Genomic DNA, 18,005 nt, shown 5'->3' on the forward strand with positions numbered 1-18,005 from the left:
AAAAGCAGGCCGACACGCTCTGCGAACGCATCGGCCTGCATCATACGGCCCCCCCCCGCTACAACGTCATATCCGAGCGCAACGCCCTCCACCCGCCGCAAGCGCGCAGGTGGTCGAGGAATCTGGCGACGCCGTCGGCTTCGCAGGGCCCGATAGTCCAGTCCGCGCCGAGCCTTGCGCCCTCGGTGGCACCGGCCACGGCTGCGCAGACGCCGCACATGGCGAACATGGGCTCGTCGTTTTCCGTGTCGCCGATGGCGATGGAATGCAGGACCGGCCAGTTCCGGCCCTCCAGGACCGTGCGCACTGCCAGTCCCTTGTTTCCGGACCGGGGGAGAAACTCCAAAAAATGTCTGTCGCTGCGGCAGCAATCCACACCCGCCTCGGCCGCCAGTCGCCGAAGTTCCGCCTCCCGTCGCAGGTCGTCGCCGTCCGTGATGCAGAGGATCTTGAGAACCCGGCCGGACAAGGGCGTGCGCACGGGCCGGATTTCCGCGTAGCGGTCGAAGACCTCGTCCAGGGCGCCGTCCCACATGCGGCCGGGTTCGATGCCGTCCTCGCGGTAGACGGCGATGATCAGCCCCATGCCTTCAAGAACTGCGCGCAGGCGCTCGCCCGCCTCACCGAGATGATCCAGGACCGTCACCCCGCCAGCGCCCAGCAGGCAGGTTCCATTGGCCGCGATCTGATCCGAGGCAAGCCCGAGTTCCCGGACCAGCGATTGGATGCTCAGCGGGTGCTTGCCTGTGGCCAGGGAAAACTCCCCACCGGCCTGCCGGTACGAGCCGACAGCGGCCCTGGCGGCATCCGAGAGGCCGTCGCCCGGCCGGATGAGCGTGTTGTCCACGTCGCAGAAGACCCACGGCAGCGGGCGCTCCAATCCCATAGCCTCGGCCTGCCCCAGAAACCAGTTGCGAACCTCCCCGACCATGATCCCGGCCCGACGGACCTTGTCCGGGTTATGCGGGTTGCGCACGGCGATGTCCTGGAACCGTCTGGCAAAGGACACCCGGCCCCCGACCCCGGCCGCGCGCCAGTCGGCCACGGTCACGGCGCGCACCAGCCAGTCGGCCTCGGGAAGCGGCGTGCGAATCGCGTATTCCTCGGTCACGCCCGGAAACCGGTCGGTCTTCCTGTCCGCCTGGGAGTGGCGCAGCACGCCCTCCACGACCCAGGGGTGCTCCCCCTGCCCGTCCAGAAAAAGGGCCCCGTCCAGGGGATGATAGCCGAAACGGCGCAAGGCTGGCGCATAGCCGATATCGTGCAGCAAGGCGGAACGTTCGAGCAGGGCGCCGTGCCCGGCTTCCAGGCCGAAGACGGGCCGTAGGTCGCGGGCAAAGATTTCTGCGTCCCGCATGTGCGCCAAACGAGGCTCGTGGCCTTCGAAAAGGCTATCCAAGGCGCATATGTCAAAACCCGGATTTGGCCGGGTGAATGTCTGTGGCATGTGATTCTTTTGGGGATGAGGGTTTGCGACGTGTTTGACGGTACCGCAGACACGGCACAGAAAGGCATTTCGCGTTTACTTTTAGCAGAATTCAACGTATTATTATAAGGTTACGCCAAAGGTTCGCGTTACGGACCGCTGCGAAACATGCAGCGCCAAACCGGCCATTTTCAGAGAGCGGGGTGTTCGCACCCCGCCGCTGCTGCCGGAGATGGCCGAGAACAACGCCGGACCTTTTCTTCCAACACGAGGATCACCATGGCTTCAAAACCGAGTCTTTTCACACGAGTCCTCCAGGCCATCATCCACCGGGTCTGGACCGTACTGTTCTTCCTGACCGCCTTTTCCCTGGCCACTCTGGTCAACCACTGGTGGGACGCCATCGCGAACGTCGGCCGCCTGGCCATGTCCGCCATCGAACTGCTCCGCCAATAGCGGGGTCAGCCCTCCTCGTCCACCAGCCGCTCCGCCGTGTGGATTTCGTTCCATGCGGCTGAGCCGGGAGTCGTCTCCCTCATGCGGGGGCGGACCCGGCCGACGGGTTTGGACTCGGCCGTCTCTTCCTCGATCCGGCGCCTGGCCTCGAAGTTCCCCAGGATTCCTTCCGCTTCGATGATCTTCCCGCTCATGTCAGATATCCAGGGCTTCGGGGACGCGTTCAACGTGGGTGATGGACAAGGCGTCCGGACCGGCCTGCGGCATCGCGGCAGGGACGGTTCGCGGCTGCTCGCAAAGCGGCGTCGGCACATCGGCCCTCAGCGGCGCCGACGTCTCCCGCGGCGCGGCACAGACATCCCCGAGGCCGGGCAGGGGCCGCACCTGCTGCGAAACCAACGGTTGCGCACAGGCGGCAACCGCCTCGGCATCCCGATACGGATGCGCCGGGCATGCAGGCTGGCCGCCCATGGGCCTGTCGGCGCTGCATTCACGCACGGATTCGGCGTCTCCAGCGCACACCAGGCAAAAATTCCGGATGCATTCCTGCAACTCCGCGTCGTTTCCGTCCTCCTCCAGGCGGCAAGCATGCAGGGGGCAGGAAACCTGGGCGCATTCCCTGACACGCATCCAGCTCTTTCCCTGGCACCACAGACAAATCCTCCGGACGACCCCGGACATTCCTTTCCTGGCGGCCATGCGCACCACTCCTTGGTCCTGGCGGAACGAACCGCCATGACTTTACGCACGAAAGCCCCGCGCAGCAACGCCTAAATGCATGCGGACACCTCCGGGCCCCGGGACACAAAAAAACGCGGCAAAAAAATGACCGGCGGTCATAAAAGCCCTTGACAGCATGACTCCAACCTGAGTACTCACGCAATCGTTATGACAAACTTCTCCCTCAAGCACAGCCTGTACTTTTTTTGGTACTTTTATTTTAGCAGAGCCTGTGGTCTGAGGGGACTGCTTTAGCCATATTGACGAAAGCACAACAACCAAAGGGCCGCAGGCGACAAGCCGGCGGCCCTTTTTGATTACGGACCGCCGAAAGCCCGGCCGCAACCGGAGGACATCATGAACATCGGCAAAAGCGTACGACTGGAACGCATCTTCAACCGCAACACGGGGCGCAGCATCATCGTGCCCCTGGACCACGGGACCACCGTCGGCCCCATCGCCGGCCTGGTGGACCTGCGCGACACGGTCAACAAGGTCGCCGAGGGCGGCGCCAACGCGGTCCTGATGCACAAGGGCCTGCCCCGCTGCGCCCACCGCGGCCACGGCCGCGACGTCGGCCTCATCATCCACCTCTCGGCCAGCACGACCCTCTCCCCCTTCCCCAACGCCAAGATTCTGGTCAGCTCCGTGGAGGACGGTATCAAGCTCGGCGCCGACGCCGTGTCCGTGCACCTGAACCTGGGCGACGAGTCCGAGCGGGACATGCTGCGCGACATGGGCGAGGTGGCCTCCAAGTGCAACGAATGGGGCATGCCGCTTCTGGCCATGATCTACGCCCGCGGCCCCAAGGTGAAGTCCGAATGGGACCCGGCCACGGTGGCCCACTGCGCCCGTCTGGGCGAGGAACTCGGTGCCGACGTGATCAAGGTCGTGTACACCGGCGACGTGGATTCCTTCGCCCGGGTGACCGAGGGCTGCTGCGTGCCCGTGGTCATCGCCGGCGGCCCGCGCATGGACTCCCCGCGCGACATCCTGCAGATGGCCCACGACTCCATCGTGGCCGGCGGCGCGGGCCTGTCCATGGGCCGCAACATCTTCCAGGCCGACGACCCGACCCGGCTGGTGCAGGCCCTGCACTCCGTGGTGCACATGGACTACTCCGTCGATCAGGCCCTGGCCCTGCTCGAAGAACCCAAAATCTAAGGCCGGGACATGAAAAACGTACTCTTTTGCGCCGTGCCCTTCGACAAGGGCGAGGTCACTCTGGCCCTGGAGTCCGGAGTCGACGCCGTCATCACGGAGCGCGAACACGTCGCCGCCGTGCAGGCCCTGAGCAAGACTCCGGTCCTGGCCGCCGAGGACCAGCCCTACGTCCTGCTCGACAGCAAGGCGGACGAGGAGGAGGCCGTGCGCCTTCTCGCCCAGGGCAGGGACGTCATCCTGCGCGAAGGCTGGGAAATCATTCCCGTGGAGAACATCCTGGCCCAGTCCGACCGCCTGGCCGTAGAGGCCGCGAGCCTGGAGCGGGCGCGCCTGGCAGCGGGCATCCTCGAACGCGGCGTCAAAACCGTCGTCGTCCTGCCCTCGGCCGCGGCCGACCTGAAGGCCATCGTGCGCGAACTCAAACTGAGCCAGGGAACCATGGAACTGGAAGCCGCCACCATCACCGCCGTGACCTCCGCCGGCCTGGGCCACCGCGTCTGCGTCGACACCATGAGCCTTTTGAAATCCGGCCAGGGCATGCTGGTCGGCAACTCCAGCGCCTTCACCTTCCTGGTCAACGCCGAGACCGAGTCCAACCCCTACGTGGCCCCGCGCCCCTTCCGCATCAACGCCGGCGCCGTGCACGCCTACGCCGTCATGCCCGGGGACCGCACCACCTATCTCGACGAGCTGAAAACCGGCTCCGAAGTCCTCGTCGTCGGGGCAGACGGCTCCACCACCCTGGCCACCGTGGGCCGCTGCAAGGTCGAGATCCGGCCCATGCTGCTCATCGAGGCCGAGTGCGGCGGACGCAAGGGCACCGTCTTCCTGCAGAACGCCGAGACCATCCGCATGGTCCGCGCCGACGGACGCCCCGTCAGCGTGGTGGACCTCCAGGTCGGGGACAAGGTGCTCTGCCGCACGGACCAAGCGGGGCGGCACTTCGGAATGCGCATCACCGAGGAGATCAGCGAATGACCTCCGCCACGCAGCGCCTGACCGAGATCCGCGAACAGATCGACGCCCTGGACGAGAAGCTTCTCGACCTGCTGAACAAGCGCGCGGCCCTGAGCCGCGAGGTGGGGCAGATCAAGTCCGACTCCCTGGACGTCGTGTTCAAGCCCTTCCGGGAGAAAGAGGTGTTGAACCGCCTCCTGGCCATGAGCCCCGGCGTCCTGCCCGAAGACCACCTGCGCGCCATCTACCGCGAGATCCTGTCCTCGTCGCGCCGCCTGCAGCAGCCCCAGACCGTGGCCTACCTCGGGCCCGAGGGCACCTTCACGCACCTGGCGGGCCTGGAGTACCTGGGACGCTCCATGGACTTCACCCCCTGCCCGACCCTGCACGACGTGTTCCTGACCGTGGCCTCGCGCAAGGCCGACCTGGGCGTCATCCCGCTGGAGAACTCCCTGCAGGGCAGCGTCGGCCAGAGCCTTGACCTCTTCCTGCAGTACAACGTCTACATCCACGCCGAACTCTTCAGCCGCATCAGCCACGCCCTGCTGGCCACGCGCACGGATCTGGCCGCCATCCGCACGGTCTACTCCCACCCCCAGGCCTTGGCCCAGTGTTCGGGGTGGCTCAGAACCAACGTGCCCCAGGCCGCCGTGGTCCCGGTGGAGAGCACCGCCGCCGCGGCCGCCCGCGCCGAGCGCGAGGGCGAAGGCGCGGCCGCCATCGGCCACCCGCGCCTGGTGGAGCGCTGCGGCCTCAAGGCCGTGGCCCTGGACATCCAGGACCTGCCCGACAACTGGACGCGCTTTCTGGTCATCGGCCCCACGCCCACGGTCGGCAGCAGCCGCGACAAGACGTCGCTGCTTTTCACCACGCCCGACCGCCCCGGCGCCCTGGCCGCCATCCTGAACCTGCTGGCCGACCAGGGGCTCAACCTGACCAAGCTGGAGTCGCGGCCGCTCAAGGGCGAAAAGTGGAAATACGTCTTTTTCATGGACGTGGAGTGCGACCTGTCCCAGGAACAGTACGAGAACACCATGAAGCACCTGACCAGCCTCTGCCACACCATGCGCGTGCTGGGCAGCTACCCCACGGGCCCGCACCTCTACGGCGCCGGGATGACGCAGGAACAGCCATGATCGCCGTCATCGACATCACCGCGCCGTCGTCCAAGTCCCTGTCGCACCGGGCGCTCATCTGCGCGGCCCTGGCCGAGGGCGAGTCCCTGCTCGAAGGCGTCCTCGACAGCCAGGACCTGACCCGCACGGCCCAGTGCCTGCGGCAGCTCGGCGCGCTCATCGAACCCCGCGGGGAGAAGCTTTTCGTGCGCGGCACCGGCGGCAGGGCCTTGCCGGACGCCTCCGGCGTCATCTCCATGAACGTCGGCGAGTCCGGAACGACCTGCCGCCTTATGGCCGGCGTGGTCACGGCCATCCCCGGCGCCTACCGCATCCACGGCGAGGGACGCATGCATGACCGGCCCGTCCGGCACCTGACGGACGCGCTCATCCAACAGGGCGTGGACGTGACCTTCGAGGAGAAGGACGGGTTCCCGCCCGTGGTCCTGACCAGCCGGGGCCTTGCGGGCGGCGAGGCGACCATCAATCTGGAGCAGAGCAGCCAGTACCTCTCGGGCCTGCTCCTGGCCGCCCCGCTGGCGGCGGGGCCGACGGTCATCCGGCTCATGGGCCGGTCCGTCGCCTCCTGGCCCTACGTGGCCCTGACGCTCGATTCCATGGCCCGCTTCGGCGTACCCGTGGGCCTTGAGCGCCGCACCGCAGGCGGCTGGACGCCCTGCACCCACGTCGGCGCTGCAAACCTTCCGCCCGTGGACATCCGGCTCGTCGTCCATCCGGCGCCCTACCGGTCCGGCGCCATGCGCGTCGAGGGCGACTGGTCCAACGCCTCCTATTTCCTGGCCGCCGGGGCCGCTGGCAAGGCGCCCGTGCGCATCGCCGGCCTGAACCGCTATTCGGCCCAGGGCGACCGCTTCATGCTCGACATCCTGGAGCGCATGGGTGGGCGCGTGAAGTGGGAGGGCGACGCCGTCACGGTCTTCCCGTCGACCCTGCGCGGCGCGAAGATCGACATGAACGCCTGCCCGGACATCGTGCCCACGGTGGCGGCCATGGCTGCCTTCGCAACCGGCGAGACGGTCATTTCCGGCGCGGCGCACCTGGCCCTCAAGGAATGCGACCGCATCCAGGGACCGGTCACGGAGTTGTCCAAGGCCGGCGTGGCCATCGAAGCCAGGCCCGACGGCATGGTCATCCGCGGCACCGGAACTCTTCCGCAGCGTAGCGTCGACCTGTGCACCTACGGCGACCACCGCATGGCCATGAGCCTGTCCCTGCTGGAACTGGCCGGTATCGCCGTGCGCCTGGACACCCCCGGCTGCGTGGCCAAATCCTTCCCCGGATTTTGGGCTGTGTGGGCCAAGATCCGCCTCGGCAACGGCATCGGAGCGCATCATGCTGCGTGACTCGTCCTCCCCCGTGGTCGTCATCGGCGCCAAGGGGCAGATGGGCGCGCGTTTCGCGCGCGCCTTCCGCGACGCCGGGCACCCGGTCACGGAATTCGACCACCCGCTGGACCTGGATGCGCTGCCGCAGGCCGTGCGCCAGGCCGGGCTGGTGCTCCTGTGCGTGCCCATCACGGCCATGCGCGAGGTGGTCACGGTCGTTGCCCCGCACCTGACGGAAGAGACGATCCTGGCCGACATCTGCTCCGTGAAGGTCCAGCCCCTGCACGAAATGCTCGACGCCACCACCACGCCCGTGGTCGGCACGCACCCGCTTTTCGGCCCCCAGACACTTGACGCGGAGCTGCGAATTGCCGTAACTCCAGGCCGTGGCCAGGAAGCGACCGATAATCTATCGAACTGCTTCCGCAACCTGGGGTTCGCCCCCTTCACCACGACGGCCGATGAGCATGACCGTGCCATGGCCTACATTCAAGGACTCAACTTCGTGACAACCGTCGCCTACCTTTGCGCCTCCCCCCTGGAAACCGGAATCGAGCGGTTCTTCACGCCCTCGTTCGGTCGGCGCATGGAAGCGGCCACGAAGATGATCACCGAGGACGCATCCCTCTTCTCCACCATGTTCGAAGCGAACCCCCACAGCCTCGAGGCCGTACGCATGTTCCGTTCGTACCTGAACGTCGCCGCCGGCGGCGATCTGGAACTCTTAAGCCAGAAGGCGCTTTGGTGGTGGCGCAGGCAGCATGACGCAGGGGGACCCGCTTCCTGACGGCATGCAGTGCCGTCGGTAAAGGTACAAAAGGCTTGAAAGGCCGGATCCTCCTGCAGGATCCGGCCTTTTTTTTATCCGAATAACGCAACCAATCGACGATGGAGACACCATGATCACCCTACCGCAACAGGGAACCTGGCTCCCGGCGGACACCCAGACGCCCATCTCCCTGTACCTCACGCTGGTGCGGGACAAGCAGGGGTTCCTGCTGGAGAGCACCGAGGTCGACGGCCGTCTGGGCCGCTACAGCCTCATCGGCTGGGACTACCGGATGATCCTGTCCTGCGTGGACGGCAGGCTCGACGTGCAGAGCTACGACCCGCGCCTGCACCCGCTCAAGGAATTCAGCGGGCGGGAATACGTGCAGGGCCTGCGCGACTGCCTGAACGCCCTGACGGTTACGGGCCCCGAGCACCTGGGCACGCTCCCGGCCGTGACCAGGAGCGTGTGCGGCTACATGGCCTACAACATGGCCGGGATCTTCGAACCGGCCCTGGCCGACAAGCTGCCCCCCGAACAGGGGCGCTCCATCATGGTCCTGCCGGGCAAGGTCATCCTCTTCGACCACCTGCACCACCGCTGCTGCTACCTGACGCTCGATTCGACCACCAACCTGAACGGCTGCCAGCGCCCGAGCACCCCGGCCCCGCCCATGGTCGGGGCCATCACCACCACGCCGGGCCAGGATGAATTCCTGCGCCGGGTGGGCCGGGCCAAGAATCTGATCACCGAGGGCGAGGCCATCCAGATCGTGCTCTCGACGCGCTTCTCGGCCCCTTTCTCGGGCTCGCCCTTCGAGCTGTACCGCCGGCTGCGCCAGATCAACCCCTCGCCCTACACCTTCTTCATGTCCTTCGGCGACCTGACGATCATGGGCTCCTCGCCGGAACTGCTCATCCGCTGCGAGGACGGCCTGCTCCAGCTTCGGCCCATCGCCGGCACCCGCGTGCGCGGCGCCACCGAGGCCGAGGACCAGGAACTGGCCGAGGACCTGCTGGCCGACGAGAAGGAGCGCGCCGAGCACGTCATGCTCGTGGATTTGGGCCGAAACGACCTGGGCCGCATCGCCGCCCCCGGCACGGTGCATGTCGACAGGTACATGCAGGTCGAACGTTTCTCCCACGTCATGCACCTGACCTCCTACCTCTCGGCCCGTCTGGCTGAAGGGCTCGACGCCATCGACGTGCTGAAGGCCGGCTTCCCGGCCGGAACGGTCTCGGGCGCGCCCAAGATCCGGGCCATGCAGATCATCGCCGACGAGGAGAAGCTGGATCGCGGGCCCTACGCCGGCGGCATCGGCTGGATCGGTCTCGATCAGGGGCAGGTCAACCTCGACACGGGCATCACCATCCGCTCCCTGTGGGTCGAGAACGGCCAGATCCACTGGCAGGCGGGCGCGGGACTGGTCTTCGACTCGGACCCCGAAAAGGAATGGCAGGAGTGTCACAACAAGGCCAGGGCGATTTTGAAGGCCATCACCAGCACCGGAGGCGGCGATGATTTTACTGATAGACAACTTTGACTCGTTTACTTTCAACCTGGTTCAGGTTTTCCAGTCTTTGGGCGCAAACCCCTTGGTGCTGCGTAACAACGAGCCGGAAATCCTGAAGCTGGCCGCAAGCCCGGACCTGCGGGGCGCGATCATCTCCCCCGGCCCGAGCCACCCGCGCAACACGGGGCTGTGCCTGCAATTTCTCGACCTGGTGCCCCGGACCACGCCGATCCTGGGCGTATGCCTTGGGCACCAGACCCTCTCGCACCACAGCGGCGTGACCGTGGGCCAGGCCCGGCGCATCATGCACGGCAAGACCTCGGACATCCGCCACGACGGGACCGGCCTCTTCGAGGGTTTGCCGAACCCCATGCAGATCGGCCGCTACCATTCCCTGGCCGTGCATGAGGACGGCCGCACGGACCTGCCCTTCGACATCACCGCCCGCACGGAAAACGGCGAAGTCATGGCCCTGGCCTTCCGGGACCGGCCATGGGTCGGCGTGCAGTTCCACCCCGAATCCGTGCTCACGCCGGATGGCCCCAAGCTTCTCAAAAACTTCCTGAACATGTGCGACGCCAAGGAGTAAGCCATGAACACCATTAGCCATATTCTCGAACACCTGACCACGGGCGCGGACCTCTCCGCTCCCCAGGCCAGGGAGGCCTTCGACCTTCTGCTGACCGGCGAAGTCTCCCCGGTGCAGGCCGGGGCCTTCCTCATGGGCCTGCGCGCCAAGGGCGAGACCGCCGCCGAGCTCTCTGCCGCGGTGGACGCGGCCCTCGGCCAGGCCCGGCTCATCCCCGGCCTGTCGGGCAAGCGCATCGACACCTGCGGCACGGGCGGCGACGGCCAGCACAGCTTCAACTGCTCCACAGCCGTATCCTTCTTCCTGGCCGACATGGGCTACCAGGTCGTCAAGCACGGCAACCGCGCCGTGTCGAGCACGTGCGGCAGCGCCGACGTGGTCGAAGACCTGGGCTACCCGCTGGTCACGGACCCCGAGGCGGCGCGGGACGAACTGGCCAGGCGCAACTTCGTCTTCCTCTTCGCCCCGCACTTCCACCCGGCCTTCCGGCACGTGGGGCCGGTGCGGCAGCAGCTCGGCGTGCGGACCATCTTCAACCTCATGGGGCCGCTCCTGAACCCGGCCATGCCCACGCACCAGATCCTGGGCGTGCCGGACTTCCGCTTCGCGCCCATGATCGCCCAGGTCCTGGCCGGCCGGAAGGGGCTCGAACGCGCGGCCATCGTCCACGGCGCGGGCGGCTTCGACGAGCTGACCCCCTGCGGTCCGGGGCAGGTCATCTTCGTCGAGCACGGCACGATCCGCGAGGCGGTCATTGACCCGGCCGACTTCGGGCTGGCGACCTGCGTGCCCCGTGACCTGGCCTGCGAAAGCAAGAAGGAGGCCCTGAAGCTGCAACGCCGGGTCCTGGCCGGACAGGGGCCGAAGTCCCTCCGGGACATGGTCACCCTGAACCTCGGCGTGGCCCTGCACCTGCTTGAAGACAATCTGCCCCTGGATATGGCCATGGATATGGCCCAGGCCAAGGTCGAACAGGGCCTGTCCAGCGGAGCGCTCCATGCTTGAAAAATTCCGGGCCGCCAAACAGGCCGAAATCGATGAACTGAAGCGCCTGCGCGACGCAGAATCCACGCACGCGGCCTATGCCGGGCACAGACCGGGCTTCGGAGCCGCCCTGACCGCCCCCGGTTCGTCCGGCATCATCGCCGAATACAAGCGCGCCTCCCCGTCCAAGGGCGACATCAACCTCGGCGTCCCGCCCCACGAGACGTGCGCGGGCTACGCCAGGGCCGGGGCCTGCGCCCTGTCCATCCTGACCGAGAGCCGCTACTTCAAGGGCGACCTGGCCTTCCTGGCCGAGGTCGCGCCCGTCGGCCTGCCGCTGCTGCGCAAGGACTTCATCGTCGACCCGCTGCAGGTGGAGGCTACGGCCGCCACGCCGGCCTCGGCCATCCTGCTCATCGTGCGCATGTTCGAGGACCAGGACGACCTGGCCTATCTGCACGGGCTTTGCGTCTCCCTGCGCCTCGAACCAGTCGTGGAGGTCTTCGACGAGCGGGACCTGGACCGGGCCAAGGAGCTCGGGGCGCGCATCATCCAGGTCAACAACCGCGACCTGGGCACCCTGGCCACGGACCTGAACCGCTGCCTGGACATGGTGCGGCGCAAGGAGGAAGGTGAAATCTGGATCGGGGCCAGCGGCATATCGACCCCGGAACAGGTCCGCGAGCTTCGGTCCGCCGGGCTCGACGCCCTGCTCATCGGCACGGCCCTCATGCAACACGGCGACCCGGGCCGCGGGCTGGCCCTACTGGCGGGAGGACGGTCATGATCGTCAAGGTCTGCGGCATGACGCGTCCCGAGGATGTTGAATTCTGCGACGCCCTGGGCATTGACCTGCTGGGTTTCATCTTCCACGTCCCAAGCCCGCGGAACGTCGCTTCCGGCTGGGTCGCGACGCAGAAACCCAGGCATGGCCTCAAGACCGGCGTCTTCGTACGCCAGGGCGTGGATGAGATCGATCGAATAGCCCGCGAGGCGGGACTCGACCTGCTCCAGCTCCACGGCGGGCACACGCCGGAGCAGTGCCGGGCTCTGGGGCCCGAGCGTGTCATCAAGGCCCTGTGGCCCAAGCGCTACGCCACGATCGAACTGCTGCTCGCGGACATGGAGCTTTTCGCCCCGGTCTGCCGGGCCATTCTCCTGGACAGCGGCACCAGCGGCGGCGGCCACGGCACGAGCCTCGACCCCGCGGAGCTGCGGCAACTGAAGTGCCCTCACCCCTGGTATCTGGCCGGGGGCTTGGGGCCGCACAATCTTGAAACCATGAAAACCACCGGCGCGGTCGGCTTCGACCTCAATTCCGGCGTGGAAAGCGCGCCCGGAATCAAGGACCACGAAAAGGTCCGCCGCTCCGTCAACATATTGCGAGGAAAACCATGAGCAGAATATCCGACATGCTCCCCCGTCACTTCGGCCCCTACGGCGGCCGCTATGTGCCCGAAATGCTCATCCCGGCCCTGGAGGAACTTGAGCAGGGCTACCTGCGGTACAAGGACGACCCCGAGTTCACGGCCGAACTGGCCGACCTCTACCAGAACTACTGCGGCCGCCCCACGCCCCTGTACTTCGCCGAGAACCTGACCCGGGAGCTTGGCGGCTGCAAGATCTACCTCAAGCTCGAAGGACTGGCCCACACCGGCGCGCACAAGATCAACAACGCCCTGGGCCAAGCCCTGCTGGCCAAGCGCCTGGGCAAGACCAAGGTCATCGCCGAGACGGGCGCGGGCCAGCACGGCCTGGCCTCGGCCACGGTGGCCGCGCGTTTCGGCCTTGAGTGCAAGGTCTTCATGGGCGAGGTCGACGTCCGCCGCCAGTACCCCAACGTCTACGCCATGAAACTCCTGGGCGCCGAGGTCGTGCCCGTCACCGACGGCACGAAGACCCTCAAGGACGCGGTCAACGCGACACTGAAATACTGGATCCAGAATTTAAAGGACACGCACTACATCCTGGGTTCGGCCTTGGGGCCCTTCCCGTACCCGGTCATGGTCCGCGACTTCCAGTCCGTCATCGGCCGCGAGGTGCGCGCCCAGATCATGGAGCGCGAAGGCCGCCTGCCCGACCACCTGGTGGCCTGCGTGGGTGGGGGTTCCAACTCCATCGGCCTCTTCCACCCCTTCCTGGAGGAAGAGGGTATCCGCTTCCACGGCGCAGAAGCCGGTGGACGCGGACCGGCCGTGGGCGACAACGCGGCCCGGTTCGGCTCCGCGCCCAAGGTCGGCATTGTGCAGGGCTACAAGAGCTATTTCCTGCAGAACGAGAGCGGCCAATTGCAGGACACACACTCGGTCTCGGCCGGGCTCGACTACGCGGGCGTAGGGCCCGAACTGGCCTGGCTCTACGACCGCAAGGTCATCGAGTTCGCGCCCATCACGGACGTATTGGCTCTGGACGCCTTCAAACGGCTGACCCGGCTCGAAGGCATCATCCCGGCCCTGGAGTCGTCCCACGCCGTGGCCAGGGCCATGGAACTGGCCCCGACCCTGCCCAAGGACGAAATCATGGTCGTCAACATCTCCGGACGCGGCGACAAGGACATCTTCATCACGGCCATGGAACTCGACCGCGACAACTGGATCGCCTTCCTGGAGAACGAGGTGCGTCATGGAAAATAGAATCGACAAGGCGCTCGAAGGCGCCAAAGGCATCCAACTCATGACCCACGTGGTTGCGGGCTACCCGAGTCTGGAAGCCAACGAGGAACTTATCCGGCTCATGGCCTGTCGCGGCGTGCGGCTCATCGAGATACAGATCCCCTTCACGGATCCCCTGGCCGACGGCCCGACCATCATGCGCGCCAACCAGGCGGCGCTGGACTCCGGCGTCACGCCCGAACACTGTTTCGAGCTCTGCGAAAAACTGTCCAGGGAACTCGACGTGGCATTCATGTTCATGACCTACGCCAACATCCCCTTCGCCATGGGGATGGAGCGGTTCCTGGACCAGGCGGCGGCCAGCGGGGCCAGCGGCGTGATCCTGCCGGACCTGCCCTGGGACGAAGCTGACGGGGATTATGCGGAAATGGCGCGGGCGCACGGCCTGCACCCGGTCATGGTCATTTCGCCCGACACCGAAGGCCCGCGGCTGGACGCCGTCCTGAAACGCGCCTCGGGCCTGGTCTACACGACGCTGAAGGTCGGCATCACCGGAGCCGGCGCGGGCATGGACCAGGCCGGGATCGATTATGTGCGGGGTCTGAAAACAAGGGCCGGTCTGCCCATCGCCGCGGGGTTCGGCATCTCCAGACCCGAACACGTGCGCATGTTGGACGGCCTGGCCGACGCGGCCGTCATCGGCAGCCACATCATCAATCTGATGGATGCCGGAGGGTTGGCGGCTGTGGACGAATTCCTGGCGGCGTGTGTGAGGACATGATTGCGCTGGCGACGGCCCGCAATGCCGTGCGGGGGGGCGGAACACATGTGACAGGTCAGGGCGGACACATGCGGCAGAGGGCGGACACGTAGGTCCGCCCCTACAATTCATCGGATTGACCATCATGTAACGCATGCACCCATGCCGCCGTAGGGGCGGACCTACGTGTCCGCCCCCATCCGGCCCGCCCCCGACCTACACGTCCGCCCCGTTCGCCCCGTTCGCCCCGCCCTGCCCCACGTGTCCACCCCCTGCATTTCATGCCATCACGAACCGCCATTCATTTCCCAATTTTGCAAAATCCCACCCCGCACGAGACAACCGCCCCTCTCTTTGCTAGCACAACGGGAAATCATCCTGTGGAGGATCCGCATGCCCGAATATCCCATCTTCAACTGCAAGAATTCCGACGACGTCATCAAGGCCGTGCGTGAGCACCGGGTCGAGCTGGTCCAGTTCTGGTTCGTGGACGTACTGGGGACGCTGAAGAGTTTCCAGGTTCTGCCAGGAGAACTGGAGGCCGCCTTTGAGGAGGGCATGGGTTTCGACGGCTCGTCCCTGGAGGGTTTTTGCAGAATTGAAGAAAGCGACATGATCGCCATTCCTGACCCGGCCACGTTCCAGCTGGTCACCTGGCGGCAGACCGCCGCGCCCATCGCGCGCATGTTCTGCGACATCCTGGAGCCGAGCGGCCAGCCCTTTGCCGGGGATAGTCGCCATTGCCTGAAGCGCAACTTGCAGGCGGCCGCGAGCAAGGGCTACTCCTTCTATGTCGGCCCTGAGCTGGAATTCTTCCTCTTCGAGAGCGCCACCTCGCCCAAGCCCCTGGACGCGGGCGGCTATTTCGACGCCCCGCCCCTGGACCTGGCCGGGGACATCCGCCGCGAAACCATCTCCTGCCTGCGCTCCATGGGCATCGGCGTCGAGTACGGCCACCACGAGGTCGCGCCCAGCCAGCACGAACTGGCCCTGCGCTACGCCGACGCCCTGAAGATGGCCGACACGGCCATCACCTACCGCGTAGTGGTCAAGGAGATCGCCCGCCAGAACGGCTGCTACGCGACCTTCATGCCCAAGCCCCTGTTCGGCGAGAACGGCAGCGGCATGCACGTCCACCAGTCCCTGTTCAAGAACGGCCGCAACCTCTTCTACGACGCCGACGGCGATCACCACCTGAGCCGCGAGGCCCGGGCGTACATCGCCGGACTCCTGCGCCACTGCAAGGAATTCACGGCCATCACCAACCAGTGGGTCAACTCCTACAAGCGGCTCGTGCCCGGCTTCGAGGCGCCGACGAACATCGCCTGGGCCCGCCGCAACCGCTCGACCCTGGTCCGCGTGCCCATGTACAAGCCCGGCAAGGAGGCCGCCACCCGCGTGGAACTGCGCTCCCCGGACCCGGCCTGCAACCCCTACCTGGCCTTCGCCTGCATGCTGGCCGCGGGCCTGAAGGGCATCGAGGAGAACTACGCCCTGCCTGCACCCGTGGAAGAGGACATCTACGTCATGTCCGCCACCCAGCGCCGGGACCGCGGCATCGAAAGCCTGCCCGGAACCCTGGAGGCGGCCCTGGAGGCCATGGAAGGCAGCGCCCTCATCCGCGAAGCCCTGGGCGAGCACATCTTCACCAAGTTCGTCGAGAACAAGCACGTGGAATGGGACCAGTACCGCTCCCAGGTGACGAACTACGAGCTGGAGCGCTACCTGCCCAGACTGTAGGGAAGGAGAGCCGGATCAGGACCCGCCGCCAGGCGCAAGAAGCCGCTGCCCGGCGCCCTTCGAGACAGGCTCCGCGCCCATCTGCCTGAGCATGTCCGCGACTGGCGTGCCCTCGGCGTTCGTGGCCTGCGGGTTGACCCGCAGGAGTTCCTGCCAGGCCTTGATGGCGCCGGCCTTGTCGCCCATATCGTGAAAGAGGACCACGCCGGTGTTCATCCGGGCAGTCTCGTGGCCGGGGTCGATGGCAATGGCCTTGGCGAAGCATTCCAAGGCCTTCTGGTACTCGCCCAGAGAGCGGTGCATAACGCCCTTGTCCGTCAGGACATTGGGGTTGTTCGGGTTGATTTCCAGGGCCCGGCCGTAGGCTTCGATGGATTTCTCGTGCTGGTGCGTGTCGAAGTAAAGGTTGCCGAGGGTGACCCAGGCCTTTTCGTCGCCGGGGTTCCGGGCCACCCGGTCGGCATGGACCGCGATCTGGTCCTCCAGACTGTTCCCCTGCTGCGTCTGGACGGGCGCTTTCTCTGCGGTTGTATGCACCGCCGTCGTCAATGCCCCTCCGATAAGTGCCCCCGCGATGAGAAAAACCACGCCGTAGACCAGCGGGTTGTTTTTTTGGGCGGGCGGTGATGCGTCCTTTTTTCGGCTTTTCGCCATATCTCCTCCTTGCAAAATTGGCTCACGGCGATGATACGCTGCGGCCTCGCGCAAAGCACGATTCACACCAACGGGGGAATCAAGGCGCCACGCGCCCTGATGCGGGCGTGCACGCATGGAAACGCGCAGCAACCTGCACAAGACGGCCTTGTCCTGCCGAAAAATGCACATCGGGAGTCAGCGCATGAGCAGCAGGCTCAGCGCCATGACGACCATGCCGCCCAGCAGGCCGAAGAGACTGTCGTGCCCCTGGCCGTAGGCCCGGCTGGTGGGGAGGAGTTCGTCGAGACTGATGTAGACCATGATCCCGGCCACCCCGCCGAAGAGGATGCCCGTCAACTGCGGGGGCAGCACGCCACCGGGTCCGCCAGCGAAAAAGAGGATGGCCAGGTAGGCGATGCCCGCCCCGACGGGCTCGGCCAGACCGCTCAGAAAGGAATAGAGAAAGGCCTTCCGGCGCTTCCCGGTGGCGAAGTAGATGGGCACCGAGACGCTCACGCCCTCGGGGATGTTGTGCAGGGCGACGGCCACGGCGATGGCCACGCCCAGTTGCGGATCCTGCAGGGCCGCCAGGAACGTGGCCAGACCTTCGGGAAGGTTGTGGATGCCGATGGCCAGGGCCGTGAAAAGGCCCATGCGCATGAGCTTCTTCTCGTAGCCGGGCAGGGGCTGGGCTGGGGCCGTGGACGGAGTGCGGCTGTTCTTGGTGATCTCCCACAGGGACGAACTTTTGCCATGCACTTTGTCGGCCTCGGCCTCGGGGGGGATTTCGTGGGGGTTGGCCTCCTCGGGAATGAAATTGTCAATGAGGCCGATGACGAGCATCCCGCCGAAAAACGCCGCCGCATTGACCCAATGCCCGAGCGGATCACCGTAGTGGCCGACCAGAACGGCCTGTCCCTTGAAGAATATCTCCACGAAAGAGACGTAGAGCATCACCCCGGCCGAAAAACCCGTGGCCACGGACAGAAATCGGTAGCTGGAGAGCTTGGCCGTGAAGGCGATGATGCTGCCGATTCCCGTGGCCAGACCGGCGAAGGCCGTCAGGCCCAGAGCGAACCAGACTTCGGACATACGTGCTCCTTGGTGCGTCGGGGCGCGCGGGGCTTCAGTTCGGGATCATGATTCCGGATGGAATCGCATGCAGGCCGGAGCGCGGGCACAAGACGCCGCTCCGGCGGCAACGATTTTGCAGCACGG

The 18,005-nt window shown here is 66.2% G+C and carries 19 protein-coding genes; 14 read left to right on the forward strand and 5 right to left on the reverse strand.

Annotation, left to right across the window (positions count from 1 at the left end):
* Window positions 1–58 precede the first annotated feature (58 nt).
* On the reverse strand, window positions 59–1,357 hold the full coding sequence (locus ACYQ3G_RS17845) for an HAD-IIB family hydrolase (protein ID WP_459828184.1): 1,299 nt from the start codon (window positions 1,355–1,357) through the stop codon (window positions 59–61).
* Window positions 1,358–1,705: 348 nt separating this feature from the next.
* Here ACYQ3G_RS17845 and ACYQ3G_RS17850 point away from each other — a divergent pair, with 348 nt between their 5' ends.
* Window positions 1,706–1,882 carry a hypothetical protein gene (locus tag ACYQ3G_RS17850; protein WP_459828187.1) on the forward strand — a complete coding sequence of 59 codons (177 nt, stop codon included), beginning with the start codon at window positions 1,706–1,708 and terminating at the stop codon, window positions 1,880–1,882.
* A gap of 5 nt (window positions 1,883–1,887) precedes the next feature.
* Here the strand turns inward: ACYQ3G_RS17850 and ACYQ3G_RS17855 are convergent, their stop codons facing one another.
* Window positions 1,888–2,076: a hypothetical protein gene (locus tag ACYQ3G_RS17855; protein ID WP_459828189.1), complete on the reverse strand. Its 189-nt coding sequence runs from the start codon at window positions 2,074–2,076 to the stop codon at window positions 1,888–1,890.
* 1 nt (window position 2,077) lies between these two features.
* Window positions 2,078–2,512, reverse strand: a complete 435-nt coding sequence (locus ACYQ3G_RS17860) for a hypothetical protein (protein WP_459828192.1) — start codon at window positions 2,510–2,512, stop codon at window positions 2,078–2,080.
* 447 nt (window positions 2,513–2,959) lie between these two features.
* On the opposite strand from ACYQ3G_RS17860, the gene ACYQ3G_RS17865 reads away from it, so the two are divergent.
* The 13 genes from ACYQ3G_RS17865 to ACYQ3G_RS17925 all read left to right on the forward strand — a co-directional run bounded on the left by ACYQ3G_RS17865 (window position 2,960) and on the right by ACYQ3G_RS17925 (window position 16,151).
* Window positions 2,960–3,766, forward strand: coding sequence for a 2-amino-3,7-dideoxy-D-threo-hept-6-ulosonate synthase (locus tag ACYQ3G_RS17865; RefSeq protein ID WP_459828195.1), 807 nt, complete (start codon window positions 2,960–2,962; stop codon window positions 3,764–3,766).
* A gap of 9 nt (window positions 3,767–3,775) precedes the next feature.
* A complete protein-coding gene (locus tag ACYQ3G_RS17870; RefSeq protein ID WP_459828198.1) occupies window positions 3,776–4,744 on the forward strand; it encodes a 3-dehydroquinate synthase II family protein in 969 nt (322 codons plus the stop codon).
* Window positions 4,741–5,859: a prephenate dehydratase gene (gene pheA / locus ACYQ3G_RS17875; RefSeq protein ID WP_459828201.1), complete on the forward strand. Its 1,119-nt coding sequence runs from the start codon at window positions 4,741–4,743 to the stop codon at window positions 5,857–5,859. Before ACYQ3G_RS17870 ends, pheA begins: the two co-directional genes overlap by 4 nt.
* Window positions 5,856–7,202 (forward strand): 3-phosphoshikimate 1-carboxyvinyltransferase, encoded by a 1,347-nt coding sequence (aroA, locus tag ACYQ3G_RS17880; RefSeq protein ID WP_459828204.1) that lies wholly within the window; start codon window positions 5,856–5,858, stop codon window positions 7,200–7,202. Before pheA ends, aroA begins: the two co-directional genes overlap by 4 nt.
* The gene (locus tag ACYQ3G_RS17885) at window positions 7,192–7,971 is read left to right on the forward strand and encodes a prephenate dehydrogenase/arogenate dehydrogenase family protein (protein WP_459828207.1); all 780 of its coding nucleotides are present in this window, start codon (window positions 7,192–7,194) and stop codon (window positions 7,969–7,971) included. The genes aroA and ACYQ3G_RS17885 overlap by 11 nt, the downstream gene beginning before the upstream one ends.
* A gap of 112 nt (window positions 7,972–8,083) precedes the next feature.
* A complete protein-coding gene (locus ACYQ3G_RS17890) occupies window positions 8,084–9,496 on the forward strand; it encodes an anthranilate synthase component I family protein (protein ID WP_459828210.1) in 1,413 nt (470 codons plus the stop codon).
* Window positions 9,471–10,055 carry an anthranilate synthase component II gene (locus tag ACYQ3G_RS17895; RefSeq protein WP_459828213.1) on the forward strand — a complete coding sequence of 195 codons (585 nt, stop codon included), beginning with the start codon at window positions 9,471–9,473 and terminating at the stop codon, window positions 10,053–10,055. Before ACYQ3G_RS17890 ends, ACYQ3G_RS17895 begins: the two co-directional genes overlap by 26 nt.
* 3 nt (window positions 10,056–10,058) lie before the next feature.
* A complete protein-coding gene (trpD, locus tag ACYQ3G_RS17900; RefSeq protein WP_459828215.1) occupies window positions 10,059–11,060 on the forward strand; it encodes an anthranilate phosphoribosyltransferase in 1,002 nt (333 codons plus the stop codon).
* Window positions 11,053–11,826 carry an indole-3-glycerol phosphate synthase TrpC gene (locus ACYQ3G_RS17905; protein ID WP_459828218.1) on the forward strand — a complete coding sequence of 258 codons (774 nt, stop codon included), beginning with the start codon at window positions 11,053–11,055 and terminating at the stop codon, window positions 11,824–11,826. The genes trpD and ACYQ3G_RS17905 overlap by 8 nt, the downstream gene beginning before the upstream one ends.
* Window positions 11,823–12,437, forward strand: coding sequence for a phosphoribosylanthranilate isomerase (locus tag ACYQ3G_RS17910; protein ID WP_459828220.1), 615 nt, complete (start codon window positions 11,823–11,825; stop codon window positions 12,435–12,437). Before ACYQ3G_RS17905 ends, ACYQ3G_RS17910 begins: the two co-directional genes overlap by 4 nt.
* Complete coding sequence (trpB, locus tag ACYQ3G_RS17915) at window positions 12,434–13,672, forward strand: tryptophan synthase subunit beta (protein WP_459828223.1); 1,239 nt, start codon at window positions 12,434–12,436, stop codon at window positions 13,670–13,672. The genes ACYQ3G_RS17910 and trpB overlap by 4 nt, the downstream gene beginning before the upstream one ends.
* The gene (gene trpA / locus ACYQ3G_RS17920) at window positions 13,662–14,432 is read left to right on the forward strand and encodes a tryptophan synthase subunit alpha (protein ID WP_459828226.1); all 771 of its coding nucleotides are present in this window, start codon (window positions 13,662–13,664) and stop codon (window positions 14,430–14,432) included. Before trpB ends, trpA begins: the two co-directional genes overlap by 11 nt.
* 372 nt (window positions 14,433–14,804) lie before the next feature.
* The gene (locus ACYQ3G_RS17925; protein ID WP_459828229.1) at window positions 14,805–16,151 is read left to right on the forward strand and encodes a glutamine synthetase family protein; all 1,347 of its coding nucleotides are present in this window, start codon (window positions 14,805–14,807) and stop codon (window positions 16,149–16,151) included.
* A 15-nt stretch (window positions 16,152–16,166) separates the two neighbouring features.
* Here the strand turns inward: ACYQ3G_RS17925 and ACYQ3G_RS17930 are convergent, their stop codons facing one another.
* Together ACYQ3G_RS17930 and zupT are read right to left on the reverse strand one after the other, a co-directional pair.
* Window positions 16,167–16,688: a tetratricopeptide repeat protein gene (locus ACYQ3G_RS17930; RefSeq protein ID WP_459828232.1), complete on the reverse strand. Its 522-nt coding sequence runs from the start codon at window positions 16,686–16,688 to the stop codon at window positions 16,167–16,169.
* Between the two features lie 294 nt (window positions 16,689–16,982).
* Window positions 16,983–17,879, reverse strand: coding sequence for a zinc transporter ZupT (zupT, locus tag ACYQ3G_RS17935; protein WP_028577836.1), 897 nt, complete (start codon window positions 17,877–17,879; stop codon window positions 16,983–16,985).
* Window positions 17,880–18,005 lie beyond the last annotated feature (126 nt).

This window comes from Desulfomicrobium salsuginis (assembly GCF_054657795.1).